This window comes from Cupriavidus sp. 05N38 (genome assembly GCF_056397345.1).
This window is the reverse complement of the sequence record NZ_JBFTNF010000064.1, coordinates 1-14087: the sequence shown is the minus strand read 5'-3', so window position 1 is coordinate 14087 and position 14087 is coordinate 1. Positions and strand designations below refer to the sequence as shown.

Annotated in this window: 15 protein-coding genes; 8 read left to right on the top strand and 7 right to left on the bottom strand. The window is 70.0% G+C overall.

Annotated elements, in window-relative coordinates; all coding sequences use genetic code 11:
* Positions 1–124: 124 nt before the first annotated feature.
* Together AC1DK4_RS32455 and AC1DK4_RS32450 are read right to left on the bottom strand one after the other, a co-directional pair.
* Positions 125–814: a GntR family transcriptional regulator gene (locus AC1DK4_RS32455; RefSeq protein WP_441612962.1), complete on the bottom strand. Its 690-nt coding sequence runs from the start codon at positions 812–814 to the stop codon at positions 125–127.
* Positions 815–859: 45 nt separating this feature from the next.
* Positions 860–2284 carry a C4-dicarboxylate transporter DctA gene (locus AC1DK4_RS32450; protein WP_441612963.1) on the bottom strand — a complete coding sequence of 475 codons (1425 nt, stop codon included), beginning with the start codon at positions 2282–2284 and terminating at the stop codon, positions 860–862.
* A gap of 424 nt (positions 2285–2708) precedes the next feature.
* On the opposite strand from AC1DK4_RS32450, the gene AC1DK4_RS32445 reads away from it, so the two are divergent.
* Together AC1DK4_RS32445 and AC1DK4_RS32440 are read left to right on the top strand one after the other, a co-directional pair.
* Positions 2709–3974 carry an allantoate amidohydrolase gene (locus AC1DK4_RS32445; RefSeq protein ID WP_441612964.1) on the top strand — a complete coding sequence of 422 codons (1266 nt, stop codon included), beginning with the start codon at positions 2709–2711 and terminating at the stop codon, positions 3972–3974.
* Positions 3975–4041: 67 nt separating this feature from the next.
* Positions 4042–5310 (top strand): M20/M25/M40 family metallo-hydrolase, encoded by a 1269-nt coding sequence (locus AC1DK4_RS32440; RefSeq protein ID WP_441612965.1) that lies wholly within the window; start codon positions 4042–4044, stop codon positions 5308–5310.
* 229 nt (positions 5311–5539) lie between these two features.
* On the opposite strand, the gene AC1DK4_RS32435 is transcribed toward AC1DK4_RS32440, so the two are convergent.
* Positions 5540–6175: a GNAT family N-acetyltransferase gene (locus tag AC1DK4_RS32435; RefSeq protein WP_441612966.1), complete on the bottom strand. Its 636-nt coding sequence runs from the start codon at positions 6173–6175 to the stop codon at positions 5540–5542.
* 204 nt (positions 6176–6379) lie between these two features.
* Here AC1DK4_RS32435 and AC1DK4_RS32430 point away from each other — a divergent pair, with 204 nt between their 5' ends.
* Together AC1DK4_RS32430 and arsC are read left to right on the top strand one after the other, a co-directional pair.
* Entirely contained in the window at positions 6380–7285 is a 906-nt protein-coding gene (locus tag AC1DK4_RS32430) for a LysR family transcriptional regulator (RefSeq protein ID WP_441612967.1), read from the top strand.
* Between the two features lie 81 nt (positions 7286–7366).
* A complete protein-coding gene (gene arsC / locus AC1DK4_RS32425) occupies positions 7367–7726 on the top strand; it encodes an arsenate reductase (glutaredoxin) (protein WP_441612968.1) in 360 nt (119 codons plus the stop codon).
* A gap of 165 nt (positions 7727–7891) precedes the next feature.
* On the opposite strand, the gene AC1DK4_RS32420 is transcribed toward arsC, so the two are convergent.
* The 3 genes from AC1DK4_RS32420 to AC1DK4_RS32410 all read right to left on the bottom strand — a co-directional run bounded on the left by AC1DK4_RS32420 (position 7892) and on the right by AC1DK4_RS32410 (position 9650).
* Positions 7892–8152, bottom strand: coding sequence for a hypothetical protein (locus AC1DK4_RS32420; protein WP_441612969.1), 261 nt, complete (start codon positions 8150–8152; stop codon positions 7892–7894).
* Positions 8153–8331: 179 nt separating this feature from the next.
* Positions 8332–8958 (bottom strand): exonuclease, encoded by a 627-nt coding sequence (locus tag AC1DK4_RS32415; RefSeq protein WP_477132017.1) that lies wholly within the window; start codon positions 8956–8958, stop codon positions 8332–8334.
* A gap of 41 nt (positions 8959–8999) precedes the next feature.
* Positions 9000–9650 (bottom strand): MBL fold metallo-hydrolase, encoded by a 651-nt coding sequence (locus AC1DK4_RS32410; RefSeq protein ID WP_441612971.1) that lies wholly within the window; start codon positions 9648–9650, stop codon positions 9000–9002.
* A 306-nt stretch (positions 9651–9956) separates the two neighbouring features.
* Here AC1DK4_RS32410 and AC1DK4_RS32405 point away from each other — a divergent pair, with 306 nt between their 5' ends.
* Positions 9957–10757, top strand: coding sequence for a septal ring lytic transglycosylase RlpA family protein (locus AC1DK4_RS32405; RefSeq protein WP_441612972.1), 801 nt, complete (start codon positions 9957–9959; stop codon positions 10755–10757).
* Between the two features lie 58 nt (positions 10758–10815).
* Here the strand turns inward: AC1DK4_RS32405 and rsmI are convergent, their stop codons facing one another.
* Positions 10816–11733 (bottom strand): 16S rRNA (cytidine(1402)-2'-O)-methyltransferase, encoded by a 918-nt coding sequence (gene rsmI, locus AC1DK4_RS32400; protein WP_441612973.1) that lies wholly within the window; start codon positions 11731–11733, stop codon positions 10816–10818.
* Between the two features lie 15 nt (positions 11734–11748).
* Between rsmI and AC1DK4_RS32395 the strand changes: the two genes are divergently transcribed.
* From AC1DK4_RS32395 to AC1DK4_RS32385, 3 genes are all read left to right on the top strand, one after another.
* On the top strand, positions 11749–12129 hold the full coding sequence (locus AC1DK4_RS32395; RefSeq protein WP_441612974.1) for a YraN family protein: 381 nt from the start codon (positions 11749–11751) through the stop codon (positions 12127–12129).
* Positions 12130–12232: 103 nt separating this feature from the next.
* Positions 12233–12820 (top strand): phosphoheptose isomerase, encoded by a 588-nt coding sequence (locus AC1DK4_RS32390; RefSeq protein WP_441612975.1) that lies wholly within the window; start codon positions 12233–12235, stop codon positions 12818–12820.
* 88 nt (positions 12821–12908) lie between these two features.
* The gene (locus AC1DK4_RS32385; RefSeq protein ID WP_441612976.1) at positions 12909–13748 is read left to right on the top strand and encodes a BON domain-containing protein; all 840 of its coding nucleotides are present in this window, start codon (positions 12909–12911) and stop codon (positions 13746–13748) included.
* The last annotated feature ends 339 nt before the right edge of the window (positions 13749–14087 follow it).

Sequence of the window (14087 nt, the reverse complement as noted above, 5' to 3'; positions counted from 1 at the left end):
CCACCTAGTGCCATGAAGCGCGCCCCCGCAGCTTCATGACGGTTCCATCATGGGGCAGGGCGGCCCGGTGCGTCTTGACCCTGGTCAAGGCTGATGTGCGGCCGCGCCAGGGCGGCCCCCATGCTCAGGCGAGCAGCGCGGTCACCAGGTCCTTGCCGCGCGCGGCCGGCGCCTGCTCGAAATGCAGCGCGGCCTCGACATGGCTCAGGTGTTCCACCATCAGCGTCACCGCGCGCTCGGTGTCGCCGGCGCGGGCCGCCTCGATGAATTCGCGGTGCTCGTCGGAGGAGCAGGCGGCATCGCGGCGGGACTGGTAGAGCATGGTGATCACGGCGCTGCGCATCGACAGTTCCTGCAGCATGCCGGTCAGCACGCCGTTGCCGACCACCTCGGCCAGCAGGATGTGGAAGTCGCCAAGCAGGCGCGTGCGCACCTGCGCGTCGCTGCCGGCCAGCGCCTTTTTCTCGGCGGCCAGATGGCGGTCGATGCGCTTGTAGTCCGCGGCGGTCGCGCGCGTGACGAACTCGCGCGCCAGCGCCGCCTCCAGGATGCGGCGTACCGCGAACACTTCGCGCGCCTCCTCGGCGCTGGGCTTGGCCACGAAGGCGCCCTTGTCCGGCACGATCTGGATGACCTTGTCCTTGGACAGCATCAGCAGCGCGGCGCGCACCTTGGTGCGGCTGACGCGGTAGACGCTGGCCAGCGCCTCCTCGCGCAGCTTGGTGCCGGGCGGCAGCCGGTGCGAAACGATGGCCGCGACGATGTCTTCGGCGATCGCTTCGGCGGTCATGGCAGGGTCGATGTGCTCGGGCATGGTGGCGCGCTGGCGCGGCCTCTCGTGATCAGGAATGCCGAGATTCTAGCGCCCTGCGGCCGCGCCGGGCAGCGGGGCTGCCCCGGGGGTGGCCGGACCCGCTTCATGCGGGGCCGGCGCGAGGCCCGCATCGAGCTCGGTGGCATCGATCTTGCCGTTGAGCACATCGTGCGCGCGCACGCGGTCGATGTCCTTTTCCCAGGCCGCCACGACCACGGTCGCCACGCAGTTGCCGACCAGGTTGCCCACCGCCCGGGCGATGCCGATGAACCAGTCGACCGACAGCACCAGCACCAGGCCGATGGCCGGAATGGCCGGGTGCGCCGACAGCGTGGCGGCCAGGATCACGATGGCGGAGCCGGGAATGCCGTGCGCGCCCTTGGAGGTGACCAGCGCCACCGCCAGGATGCCGAGCAGGTCGCCCATGGCCAGCGGCGTGTTGGTGGCCTGGGCGATGAACACGGCGGCCAGCGTCAGGTAGATCGAGAACGCGTCCAGGTTGAAGGAATAGCCGGTGGGGATCACCAGGCCGACCACCGATTTCTTGATGCCCATGAACTCCAGCTTCTTCATCACCTGCGGCAGCACGCTGTCGGACGACGCCGTGCCCAGCACCACCAGCAGTTCGGCGCGCAGGTAGCGGATCAGCTTGAGCACGGAGAAGCCGCACAGGCGCATCACCGTGCCCAGCACCACCAGCACGAACAGCGCGACCGCGCCGTAGAACACCATCACCAGGTAGCCGAGCTGCTTGAGCGAACCGATGCCGTACTTGCCCACGGTGAAGGCCACCGCGCCGAGCACGCCCAGCGGCGCGAGCTTGATGATGAAGCCCATCATCTTGAACAGCGTGTGCGAGAACGTATCGATGATGCCCACCAGCGGGCGGCCGCGCTCGCCCACCAGCGACAGCGCGCAGCCGAACAGGATCGAGACCAGCAGCACCTGCAGCACGTCGCCGTTGGCGAAGGCTCCCATCACCGTGTTGGGAATCAGCTTGAGCAGGAAGTCCACCGTGCCGGCGCTCTTGATCTTGTCGGCGGTGTCCACGTAGGCCGCCATCGCCGAGGCGTCGAGCGAGGCCGGGTTCACGTTCATGCCGGTGCCGGGATGGAACAGGTAGGCCAGCGCGATGCCCAGCGCCAGCGCGATGGTGGTGACCACCTCGAAGTAGAGCACCGCCTTGAGGCCGACCCGGCCTACCTTCTTCAGTTCGCCGGCGCCGCAGATGCCCGCCACCACCACGCAGAACACGATGGGGCCGATCAGCATCTTGATCAGCTTGATGAAGGCATCGCCAAGCGGCTTGAGCCTGGCGGCGAACTCAGGGAAGAACAGGCCGAGCAGCGTGCCGAGCAGCAGGGCGATCAGGACCTGGCCGAACAGCGAGCGAACGAAACGGGCGAAAGGGGATTGCGGAGCGGACTGGGGGCGGCCGGAAGCGGCTCCCTGCTGGACTGCTGGGTGCATCGTTGTCTCCATGCGGTCGCGTCCATGCCTGGCTGGCGCGACCTGTCAAAGGCTGCAGGAATGCCGGCTGCCGCTGCGCTGCATTGCTGCGCGGCCGGCCTGGCGTGCCGTGCGCCGCGCCGGGTGAAGGCGGCGGCGCTCGCGGATGGGCCCTCCTGTTGGAGCGGAATCCACGCAGTTCGCTGTCCGGGACAGATTGTCCGCAGCGAATTGTTGGAACGTGCCGGTCAATATAGTGCATATCATTTTTGTATGCAATTTTTGAATTCACTGTGCTAAGATGAATCGCACAGAATAGAGCTCTCTCGACGAGAGTCGCGGCGCCCGGCACCCCGGCCCGGCCTGCCCCATGGCAGCGCTGGCGCGGTGCTTGCTTGAGACGGCGCCTTCGCATCCGCGCACGCACTTCCAGCAGGAGACACGCATGGCAGCATCCCTCTCGCCCGCCCCCGATACCGGCGCGCGCATCATGGCCTGGGCCGACGACCTGGCCGTCCACACCGAGCAGCCCGGCATGCTCACCCGCACCTACCTGACCGAGGCCCATCACGGCGCCGCGGCGCAGCTGGCCACGTGGATGCGCGAGGCCGGCATGACGGTGCGCCGCGATGCCGCCGGCAACGTGATCGGCCGCTACGAGGGCACCAGCCCGGATGCGCCGGCGTTGCTCACCGGCTCGCACTTCGACACCGTGCGCGACGGCGGCCGCTACGACGGCAACCTCGGCGTGATCCTGCCGGTCGCCTGCGTGGCCGAATGGAACCGCCAGGGCAAGCGCTTCCCCTTCGCCATCGAGGTGGTGGGCTTCGCGGAAGAAGAGGGCGTGCGCTTCAAGGCCACGCTGCTGGGCAGCCGCGCCATCGCCGGCACCTTCGACACCAAGGTGCTGGACAACGTGGACGACGCTGGCCAGACCATGCGCGACGTGATGCGCGCGGCCGGCTTCGACCCCGCCGGGCTGGATGCCGCCGCGCACCCGCGCGACAAGGTGCTGGCGTTCGTGGAAGTGCATATCGAGCAAGGCCCGGTGCTGCTCAACGATGGGCTGGCACTGGGCGTGGTGACGGCGATCTCGGGCGCCACGCGCTTCATCATCGAGCTCGAAGGCCTGGCCGGCCACGCCGGCACGGTGCCCATGGACATGCGCCGCGACGCGGCCATGGCCGGTGCCGAGATCGGCCTGTTCATCGAGCGCCGCTGCGGCGGCATGGCCGGCCTGGTCGGCACCGTGGGGCAGTTCAACGTACCCAACGGCGCCGCCAACGTGGTGCCGGGACGCGCGGTGTTCTCCATCGACATCCGCGCCGGCGAGGACGCCGTGCGCCAGGCCGCGGTGAACGACGTGCTGGCCGAGATCGAGCGCGTGTGCGCGCGCCGCAACGTGCGCGTGCAGATCCGCAAGACCCACGAGGCCGTCAGCGTGCCGTGCGCGCCGTGGCTGCAACGCCAGTGGGCCGATGCCATCGCCCGCCAGGGCCTGCCGGTGCGGCACCTGCCGTCCGGCGCCGGCCATGACGCCATGGCGATCGCCGCCATCGCCGACGTGGCCATGCTGTTCGTGCGCTGCGGCAACGGCGGCATCAGCCACCACCCCACCGAGATCATGACCGCCGGGGATGCCGCCAGCGCGGCCGCGGTGTTCACCGATTTCGTCGAGCACTTCGACAAGCATTCCGCGCCGCAGCGATAAGAGCGCGGCAGCAACCACATTCCCGCAATACCGCTATACCGAAAACCGAAAACCGCCGAGACAGGATATGACCGCACGAGACAACGTAAGCCCGCTGCAGACCACGCTCACCACCTACATCGACACGCAGCGCCCCGCGCAGGAGTCCTTCCTGGCCGAGCTGGTCAAGGTGCCCTCCGACAATCCGCCCGGTGACTGCGACGCGCACGGCAGCCGCGCCAAGGTCCTGCTCGAAGGGCTGGGCTTCCAGGTCGAGGCACACAAGGTGCCCGACGAACTGGTCAAGGCCGCCGGCATGATCAGCGCCACCAACCTGGTCGTGCGCAAGACCTTCGGCAGCGGCGGCCCCACCATCGCCATGAACGCGCACGGCGACGTGGTGCCCCCGGGCCTGGGCTGGACCAAGGACCCGTACGGCGCCGAGATCGGCGACAGCGAGCACGGCCCGGTCATGTACGGCCGCGGCGTGGCCGTGTCCAAGTCCGACTTCGCCACCTACACCTACGCGGTGCTGGCGCTGATGGAAGCCGAGAAGCAGGGCGCAAAGCTCAATGGCACGGTCGAGCTGCAGTTCACCTACGACGAGGAAACCGGCGGCGACATCGGTCCCAAGTTCCTGCTCGACCAGGGCCTGAGCAAGCCCGACTACGCCATCTCGGCGGGCTTCTCCTACGGCATCACCTCGGCCCACAACGGTTGCCTGCACGTGGAAGTGACGGTCAAGGGCAAGCAGGGCCACGCCGCCATGCCGCATACCGGCGTGGACGCCATCGAGGCCGCCACCCATATCCTGCAGTCCATCTACGGCCTGCGCGCCGAACTGGCCACACGCAAGTCGAAGACGCCGGGCATCGATACCGCCACGCTGAACGTCGGCCTGATCAAGGGCGGCATCAATACCAACGTGGTGCCTGACCTGGTGACCTTCCGTGTCGACCGCCGCATGATCCCCGAGGAAATCGGCTTCGATGCCGAAGGCGAGATCCGCGCCGTGGTCGAGAAGGCCGCCGCGCAGCGCCCGGGCATCGAAGCGAAGGTCGAGCGCATCATCCTGGCCGAGCCGCTGTCCGAGCTGCCGGGCGTGGAGAAACTGATCGACGCGCTCAAGAGCCGCGCCGAGGAAGTGTTCGGCGTGGAGATCCCCGTGCAAGGCGTGCCGCTCTACACCGATGCGCGCCACTACACCGCACGCGGCATTCCCACCGTGCTGTACGGCGCCGGCCCGCGCACGCTGATGGAAGCCCGCGGCCACAATTCGGACGAGAACCTGCGCCTGAACGACCTGAACCGCGCCACCAAGGTGGTGGCCCTGGCGCTGTCGGACCTGATGGGCTGAACCGGCTCGCCGCCCGCTGCAACGGGTTCGCGGCGGGCGGGCATCCGGGCGTCGGTGCGTTGGCGCCGCCGCCCGGAGCAAGGTTGCTTGAGTTCCGGGCTGGTGCTCCGGGGCCGTATGGCACCGGCCCGGAACCCGGGCATTCAGGGGATAAATAATCTGGCCGCTTTCAAGCGGCCATTTTTTATTCTCCGATATGATTCGCGGCGTTGGCGCCGCGCGCCAGGCGCTACAGCCTGGCGGCGTGCCCGGCCGGCAGGCTCTCGTCGCCGTCGCCCAGCGCGCGCTGCATCAGCACGGTATCGATCCACTGCCCGTGCTTGAACCCCACCGCCTGCAAGCGCCCGATGGTGCGGAAGCCCAAGCGCTCGTGCAGGGCCAGCGAGCCGGCGCCCTCGCCGCTGGCGGTGCAGGCCACCACCGCCACCATCTGCCGCCACGGGCCGTTCTCGCAGCGCGACACCAGCGCCGCCAGCAACGCCAGGCCAAGGCCCTGGCCGCGATGGCGTTCGTCGATATAGACCGAGTCCTCGATGGCAAAGCGGTAGGCGCTGCGCGTGCGGTAGGCCGAGGCATAGGCATAGCCGAGCACCTGGCCGCCGCGCTCGGCCACCAGGTAGGGCAGGCCCTGGCGCCTGACCTCGGCGTGGCGCAGGCGCATGTCGTCCACACCCGGTTCGACCTCCTCGAAGGAGGCGCGGCCATGGCGCACGTGGTGCGCGTAGATGGCCTGGATGGCGGGGATGTCGGCCGCGGTCGCATCGCGTACCGACGGGCTGGCGCCGCCCTGCACGGCGGCGGTGGCGTTGGCCACGGCCAGCGGCGTGGCCGAGGCTGCGGAAAGGGTGGCGAGAGGCGTCTTCATGGGCGGCAATGTCTGGGGCAGGAGCGAACCCCGGAGGGAACGCTGGGCGATCAGGTAGTGCCGCTACCTTACCGCGCCGCGATGCTATAAAGGAAGCTTCGCTGACTTATGCCGTGCATAAGTATTTCTTTGCCATTCGCCGCTTGCAGCTTGCCCGCTTGCCGCTTGCCCGATCCTGCTTGCCGCCGCCGTTCGCTATTTGCCATGCGCCACCTCAATCCCGATTTCCTGCAAGCGTTCGCCCTGGTCTGCGAGCTGGGCAGTTTCTCGGCCGCCGCCGAGCGCCTCGGCCTGAGCCAGCCGGCGGTCAGCCTGCAGGTGCGCCAGCTCGAGCAGCGCTACGGCCTGCGCCTGCTGGAGCGGGTGGGGCGCCGCGTGGTCGCCACCGCTGCCGGCGAAGACCTGCTGGCGCACGCGCGTGGCGTGGCCGGCGCGCTGGCGGCGGCCGACGACAGCATGGCGCGCCACGCAGGCGGCGTGATCGGGCGGGTGCGGCTGGGCACCGGGGCCACCGCCTGCATCTACCTGCTGCCCTCGGTGCTGCGCGAACTGCGCCGCACCCTGCCGGCGCTGGAGATCGTGGTCAGCACGCTCAATACCGGCGAAGCGCTCAAGGCGGTGGAAGACAATGCGCTGGACCTGGCTTTCGTCACGCTGCCGGCCGCGGGACGCACGCTGGACATCACGCCGGTGCTGCAGGACCCCTTCGTCGCCATCGGCCCTGCCGACGACGAGCCCTTGCCGGCCACCGTGGCGCCCGCCGACCTGGCCGGACGCCCGCTGGTGCTGTTCTCGCCCGGCGGCAATACGCGCCGGCTGGTGGACGAGTGGTTCCTGCGCGCCGGCATCAGCGCGCGTCCGGTGATGGAGCTGGACAGCGTGGAGGCCATCAAGGAACTGGTCGGCGCCGGCCTGGGTTATTCGGTACTGCCCGGCATGGCCCTGCCGCCCGGGCAGCCGCGCGCACGCATCGCCGTACGCCCGCTGGCACCGCCGCTGGCGCGCACGCTGGCGCTGGTGCTGCGCCATGACAAGCCGCTGCGTGCCGGGCTGCGGGCCACCGTGGCGGCCGTGCGCGCGCTTGCACCGGCCCGGGCGGGCGCCGGCTGAGCGGGATGCGGTCGCGCCGTGCCGCTTGTATAGTGCGGGTTTGCGCGTCCGTGCGCAGGGTATCGGACTAGGAAGACCGCCATGATCACCATCTATCACAATCCCCGCTGCTCCAAGTCGCGCGAGACGCTGGCGCTGGTCGAAGCTGCCGCAGCGCGGCTGGGCGAGCCCGTGGAAATCGTCGAATACCTGAAGACGCCGCCGACGCTGGCCACGCTCAAGCAGCTTCACACCATGCTCGGCGTGTCGGTGCGCGAAATGGTGCGCGACAACGAAGCGCCTTACAAGGAGCTGGGCCTGGCCGATCCGGGCCTCACCGATGCCGAGGTGCTGGACGCGGTCGCCGACAATCCCATCCTCCTGCAGCGTCCGGTGGTGGTGCGTAACCGCCGCGCGGCGATCGGGCGGCCGCCCAAGAACGTGGTGCCGCTGCTGGCCTGAGGTTGCCGCGGGCTGCAAACGGAAGTCCCCGGGCACGCGGGGCTTGCTAGCCCTGAGCCCCGCGGCGGGCAGATCGCACCCCGTCAATCCCTCAAATAAAACCGGCCCCCACGCAAGGTGGGGGCCGGCCCGGTCAGACAGACACGACTGCTTCAGGCGGGTCGTCTAATGAACACCCAGCCAGTGCATGGCCTCCTGACCGAAAGCGATTGCCGCAAGCACCACCAGCAGGATCACCAGCGTCACCGCGCTGACGTAGAGCGTGGCCTTGGCGACCTCGGCGTCTTCCTGCAGCGAATGCCAGTGCGCCTGGTCGCGGCGGGGGCGCTCCTCGCGCCTGTGTTGCATCGGATGTGGCCAGTGCAGGTGCGGCCAGTGCAGCCGGCCGGCCATTTGCCTGATATGCAGCTCCGGGTGGAAACGCATGGGCAACACCTCCTGGGCGTGGCACGCGCCGGCCGGGACGCTAGGGCCGTATATGGGATGGCGGCGTGGCAACCCGGAACGCGGATGGTTCGGGACCATATACGACTTAACTATAGGCGGCGCGACGCAGGATGCGAGCTTCGCGTGACATCGCGGTGCCCCGCCCGGCACCGCCCGGGTCAGCCCGGCGCGGTGCCGGGCGGGCTGACCGCCGCCGCCGCGGCCTCGCGCGCGCGCAACTCGGCCAGCATATTGCAGAACAGCGCGCCTTGCTCCAGCGCGTCGTCCAGCGCCACGTGCGTGTGCGGCAGGGGATCCTTCCAGGCCTCGGGCAGGGCGGGCTTGACCGTCTTGCGGTAAGGCAGGCCGGTCATGGCGAAGCCCAGCGTCTTGATGTCGAGCGCGGCCCAGCCGAACGGCGAGCGGCCGGCGAAGCGCATCATGTACCAGAACATCCAGGTGAAATCGAAGCCGGCCGGAAAGGCCACGAAGACTGGCTTGCCGGGCAGGCTTTCCACCCACTCCACATAGCGCACCATGGCCTGCGCCGGCGGCTCCGGGTTCTGGCGGCAGGCCGCCCAGGCTTCCGGCTGGGTCAGCCACCACTGCATCTGCGCCGGATGGCCGGCCRCGCCGGGCAGCGTCTCCAGGTTGGCCGAGAAGGTACCGAGCACGGTCTTGTCCGCCAGCATCGCCGCGGAGGCGAAGGACAGCATGGAGTGCGGGCCCGGGATGGGGCCATCGGCTTCCACGTCGGTGCTCACATAGATCTCGGGGCGGGTGTCGGGTGCCTGTCGCTTGGCCATGGCTGCTCGGAGAAGAGGAAGTCCGGAAAGGGCGGCGGCGCTCAGCCCGCGTCGATCAGGTGGTCCGCCACATAGGGATTGTTCTTGCGCTCGTCGCCGAACGTCGAGACCGGGCCGTGGCCGGGCACGAAGGTGACATCCTCACCGAGCGGCCAGAGATGCGTGCGGATCGAGCGGATCAGGTCGCCGTGGTTGCCGCGCGGAAAATCCGTGCGTCCGATCGAGCCGGCGAACAGCACGTCGCCGACGATGGCAAGCCGGTGCGCGCGCGAGAAGAACACCACGTGGCCCGGGGTGTGCCCGGGGCAATGGTAGACCTCCAGCGTCTCGCTGCCGAACTGCACGGTGTCGCCGGTATCGAGCCAGCGCTGGGGTTCGAACACTTCGGCATGGCCGAAGCCGAAGCGGTGCGTCTGCTCCGGCAACTGGTCGATCCAGAAGCGCTCGTCCTCATGCGGGCCCTCGATGGGGACGCCCAGCTCGCGCGCCAGTGCCGCGGCACCCGCGCAATGGTCCAGGTGGCCGTGCGTCAGGAAGATCTTCTCCAGCGTGACGCCGCGTTCCCTGAGCGCCGCGTGGATGCGCTCGAGGTCGCCGCCGGGGTCGGTTACCGCGGCCCGGCCGGTGGTCTCGTCGATCAGGAGCGCGCAGTTCTGCTGGAAGGGCGTAACGGGAATCAGGAGGACTTGCATGAGAAGGCGGGGATGGACCTGGAATGTGGGTTCTGCGTGCGCGCGAGCCGCCGGGCCGGCGCACGATGTCGTGCATTGTAGCGTCGGGCACACCGCCACGTCGGGCCGTGCCGGGCGGCTGCCGGCGCCGCGAAGCCATGCCCGCATCACACCGCAAAGCCTTGCCAGGACTGGGCCTGCGCCCCGCGGCCCGCTGCAACGGGTACGCCGTCGCGGCGGCTTTTTCGTGATTTTTCGATTTTGTTACAGACAATTCGTAACAAAATCAAGAGCATAGGCCCAACTGCCTGATGCTAGACTCGCGCGATGCCATGGTTACCACCCCTACTTTCCCGCCCCGGGCGGATCGCCCGACTGTGCCTGCACGCCACCTGTGCGCTGGCGCTGGCGGCCTGCGCCTTGCCTCCGGGAGGCGAAGAGCAGGAAAGCGCGCCGACCGCCACCACGGCCAAGCCTGCCAAGCCCGGCAAGGCCGCCAGGCCGGACAAAGGTGGCAGGGACGCCAGGTCCAATGGGCAGGATCAGGCGCAAAAAGATGGGGGGAAGGATAGCGGCAATGGCTGGGGCCTGTTCCGCTGGGGCGGCAACGACGGCCTCGCCGATGGCGGGCAGGGCTCGTTCGAGGGCTTGCGGCCCGATCTCGGCTCTTACGAGCAGCGCGGCACCGCTTCCTGGTATGGCAAAGGCTTCCACGGCCGCCGCACCGCCAACGGCGAGCGCTTCGACATGCGCGCGATGACCGCCGCCCATCCCTCGCTGCCGCTCGACAGCTGGGTGCTGGTCCGTAACCTGCGCAATGGCAAGGTAGCGGTGGTGCGCATCAACGACCGCGGCCCGTATCACAGCAACCGCGTGCTCGACGTCTCCTACGGCGCCGCCAGGCGTCTTGGCTTTACCGAGCACGGCTCGACCCAGGTGGAGATCCGCCGCCTGTCGCGCAGCGAGGTCGCCGCGCTGGGTCCGCAGATCGCGCCGGGCGACGATGCCGGCGGCGATGGCGGCGACGACGCCAATGGCGGCCCCGACCTGTCCGACAAGCCGGACGAGCAGCCCGTGCGCGTGGCCCGCAAGACGCGCAAGCCGGCGGCCCGGCGCAAGCACCGCTGAGCCTGCGATGCGGACCATGCAGCCTTGCCGGGTCCGCGCCGCGGCCGGCGCGCCGGTCCTAGTCTTCGCTGTCCGCGTCGTCGCCGGCCCGCTGCGCCAGCGCCAGCCGGTACAGCGCATCGGTGGGCGCGCCGGTGATGGCGGCGGCCAGCTTGGCGGCCCGCTTGGCCGGCAGCTCGGCCAGCAGCAGCCCCAGCACCTGCTGTGCGCGCGCATCGGGCTGGCCCGCATCCTGCGCGGCCGGCGCCGCGCCTTCGACCACCAGCACGAACTCGCCCTTGGCGCGCGACGCGTCCGCGGCCAGCCAGGCCGGCGCCTCGCCGACCGGCAGCACGGGAATTTCCTCGAACAGCTTGGTCAGCTCGCGGCCGATCAGCAGACGCCGCTCGCCGGGCAGCGCCGCAGCCAGCGCGGCCAGGGTATCGGCGATGCGGTGCGGTGCCTCATAGACGACCCAGGCGTGATCCAGCGTGGCCAGCGCGGCGATGGCTTCGGCGCGCGCGCGCGCCTTGGGCGGCAGGAAGCCGGCGAAGGTAAAGCGCCCGCCGCCGCTGTCCAGCATCTCGCCGGCCACCGACAGCGCGGCCACCGCGGCGCTCGGGCCGGGCAGCGGCACCACCTTGTGGCCGGCCGCGCGGGCCGCTTCCACCAGGCGCGCGCCGGGGTCGGAGATGCCGGGCGTGCCGGCGTCGGATACATAGGCAATGCGCTCGCCGGCGGCCAGGCGCGCATTGATGCGCTGGGCCGCCTCGCGCTCGTTGTGCTCGTGCACGGCCAGCAGGGGCCGGTGCAGGCCCACGCGCGTGAGCAGCTGGCCGGTGTTGCGGGTGTCCTCGCAGGCGATCGCGTCGGCCAGGCCGAGCACATGCAGGGCCCGCAGCGAGAGATCGGCCAGGTTGCCGATCGGCGTGGCCACCACGTACAGGGTGCCGGACGGGTAGGACTGGCCGGCCGCCAGGGAGATCCAGTCAGTCATGCTTGAGAACTTCCGTTGAATCCATCATTCAAATCCACCACGCAGGCGCAGGGCGCCCGCGCCGAGGCACGCGCGCTGGCCCACCTGGAGCGGCACGGCCTCGCGCTCGTGGTTCGCAATTATCGCTGCAAAGGCGGCGAGATCGACCTGATCATGCGCGAGGCCGACGGCACGCTGGTTTTCGTCGAGGTGCGCGAGCGCGCCAGCCGGACGTTTGGCGGGGCGGCGGCCAGCGTCACGCCGGCCAAGCAGCGGCGCATCCTGCTGGCGGCGGCCCACTTCCTGGCCGCGCAGCCGGCAGCGGGCGGCGAGCCGGGCTGCCGGCTCGACGTGGTGGCGCTGGAGCCGGGCCGGCTCGAATGGATCCGCGGCGCCTTCGGGGCCGATGGCGGCTAGCGGGCGGCAGCCCGCGCGGGCGGGTGCGTCATAATGCGCGGTATCGCGCGGCTCGCCCCGCGCCCGGACACAGGCAGCGACACCAAACAGGGCCGATCGAGCCATGCATATCGATAGCATCCAGCAACATTTCTTCGACAGCGCCGACACCATGCGCCAGGCCGCGCCGGTGATGGCACCCCATATCGCCGCGGCGATCGAGCGCATGGTGGGCGCGCTCACCAGCGGCAACAAGATCCTCGCCTGCGGCAACGGCGGCTCGGCCGCGGACGCCCAGCACTTCGCCGCCGAGCTGATCGGCCGCTTCGAGCGCGAGCGCCCGGGCCTGGCGGCGATCGCGCTGACCACGGACAGCTCCATCCTGAGCGCGGTCGGCAACGATTATGATTTCAGCGTGGTGTTTTCCAGGCAGGTGCAGGCGCTCGGCCAGCCGGGCGACGTGCTGCTGGCCATCTCCACCTCAGGCAACTCTGCCAACGTGGTGGCCGCGGTGATGGCCGCCAAGCAGCGCGACATGTGCGTGGTCGCGCTGACCGGCAAGGGCGGCGGCGAAGTCGCCGGCCTGCTCGACGAGTTCGACGTCAGCCTGTGCGTGCCCAGCGAGCGCACCGCGCGCATCCAGGAAGTCCACCTGCTGACCCTGCATTGCCTGTGCGACGGCATCGACGAGGCGCTGCTGGGCGAGGGCTGAGCCCGCCCGGCGCGCCACGCGCTGTCGCCATTTCCCGCAACCCTGCTTCATGGCCCATTTTTGCCTCACCGCTTTCAGCAAGGACCGCATGACGACTCTGCCCAACCCGCGTGAATCCCGCACCGTCCGGCCTGCCGGACGCCTGGCCCGCCTGGCCCGCACCGCCACCACGGTCGCGGTGCTGACGGTGGCCGCCACGCAGCTGGCCGGCTGCTTCCCGGTGCTCGCCGGCGCCATGGCCGGCGGCGTGACCATGGCCACCGACCGCCGGCCCACCGGCACCCAGGCCATCGACCGCGGCCTGCAGCTCGAGGCCGAGAACACACTGAACTCGCGCTACAACGGCCAGGCCCGCATCAGCGTCACGGTCTACAACCGCAAGGTGCTGCTGACCGGCGAGGCCAAGAACAACGACGTCAAGCAGCAGGTGGAGCAGTACGTGCGCGGCCTGCCCAATGCGCGCGAGGTGATCGACGAGCTGGAGATCGTGTCGTCGCCTTCGTTCGCCACGCAGAGCCAGGACACGTATATCACCAGCAAGGTCAAGACCATGCTGATCACCACCGAAGGCATCCCGTCCAACTCGATCAAGGTCGTCACCGAGAAGGGCGTGGTCTACCTGATGGGCGTGGTCACCCCGGCCGAGGGCGACCGCGCCACCGACGTGGCGCGCAATGCCAGCGGCGTGGTCAAGGTGGTCAAGGCCTTCGACTACGTGAGCGAGACAGAACGCGCCAGGCTCGATGCCACCGCCAGCTCGCAGAACCCGCCGCAGGGCGAGAGTTCCGGCGCGGCACCGGCCCAGCCCGCGCAGCCGGCACCGGTCCAGCCGGCGCCCGACACCACGGCGCCCGGCGCCACCAGCAGCCCGGTCGCGGCGCCGGTCAGCTCCCCGGTGGCGCTGCCGCCGGGCCGCAACCTGCCCTGAGGCGGGCAGCGGGGCGGGTGACGCGCAAAGCTGGCCCCCGGCTCGCCTTTGCGCGTACCCGTTACAGCGCCGGCATATCAGCGCGGCGGCGCAATCCGCGGTTCGATCTGCGGATTGCGCATCACATTGGCCCGCCCGATATGATAGGGTTTGGCACGCCGCCCGGCGCGGCACCGGAGCCGATCCCATGATCCCCATTTCCGTACGAGCGATCCCTTTCGTCACCCTTGTCGTTGCCGCGCTCGCGCTGCTGGCCACGGCCCGGGCCGCGCACGCGCAAGCCGCCCAGGAGGCGGGCGCCACCGCGCTGCAGGCGCGCGACTGGGCCGCCGCCTGCGC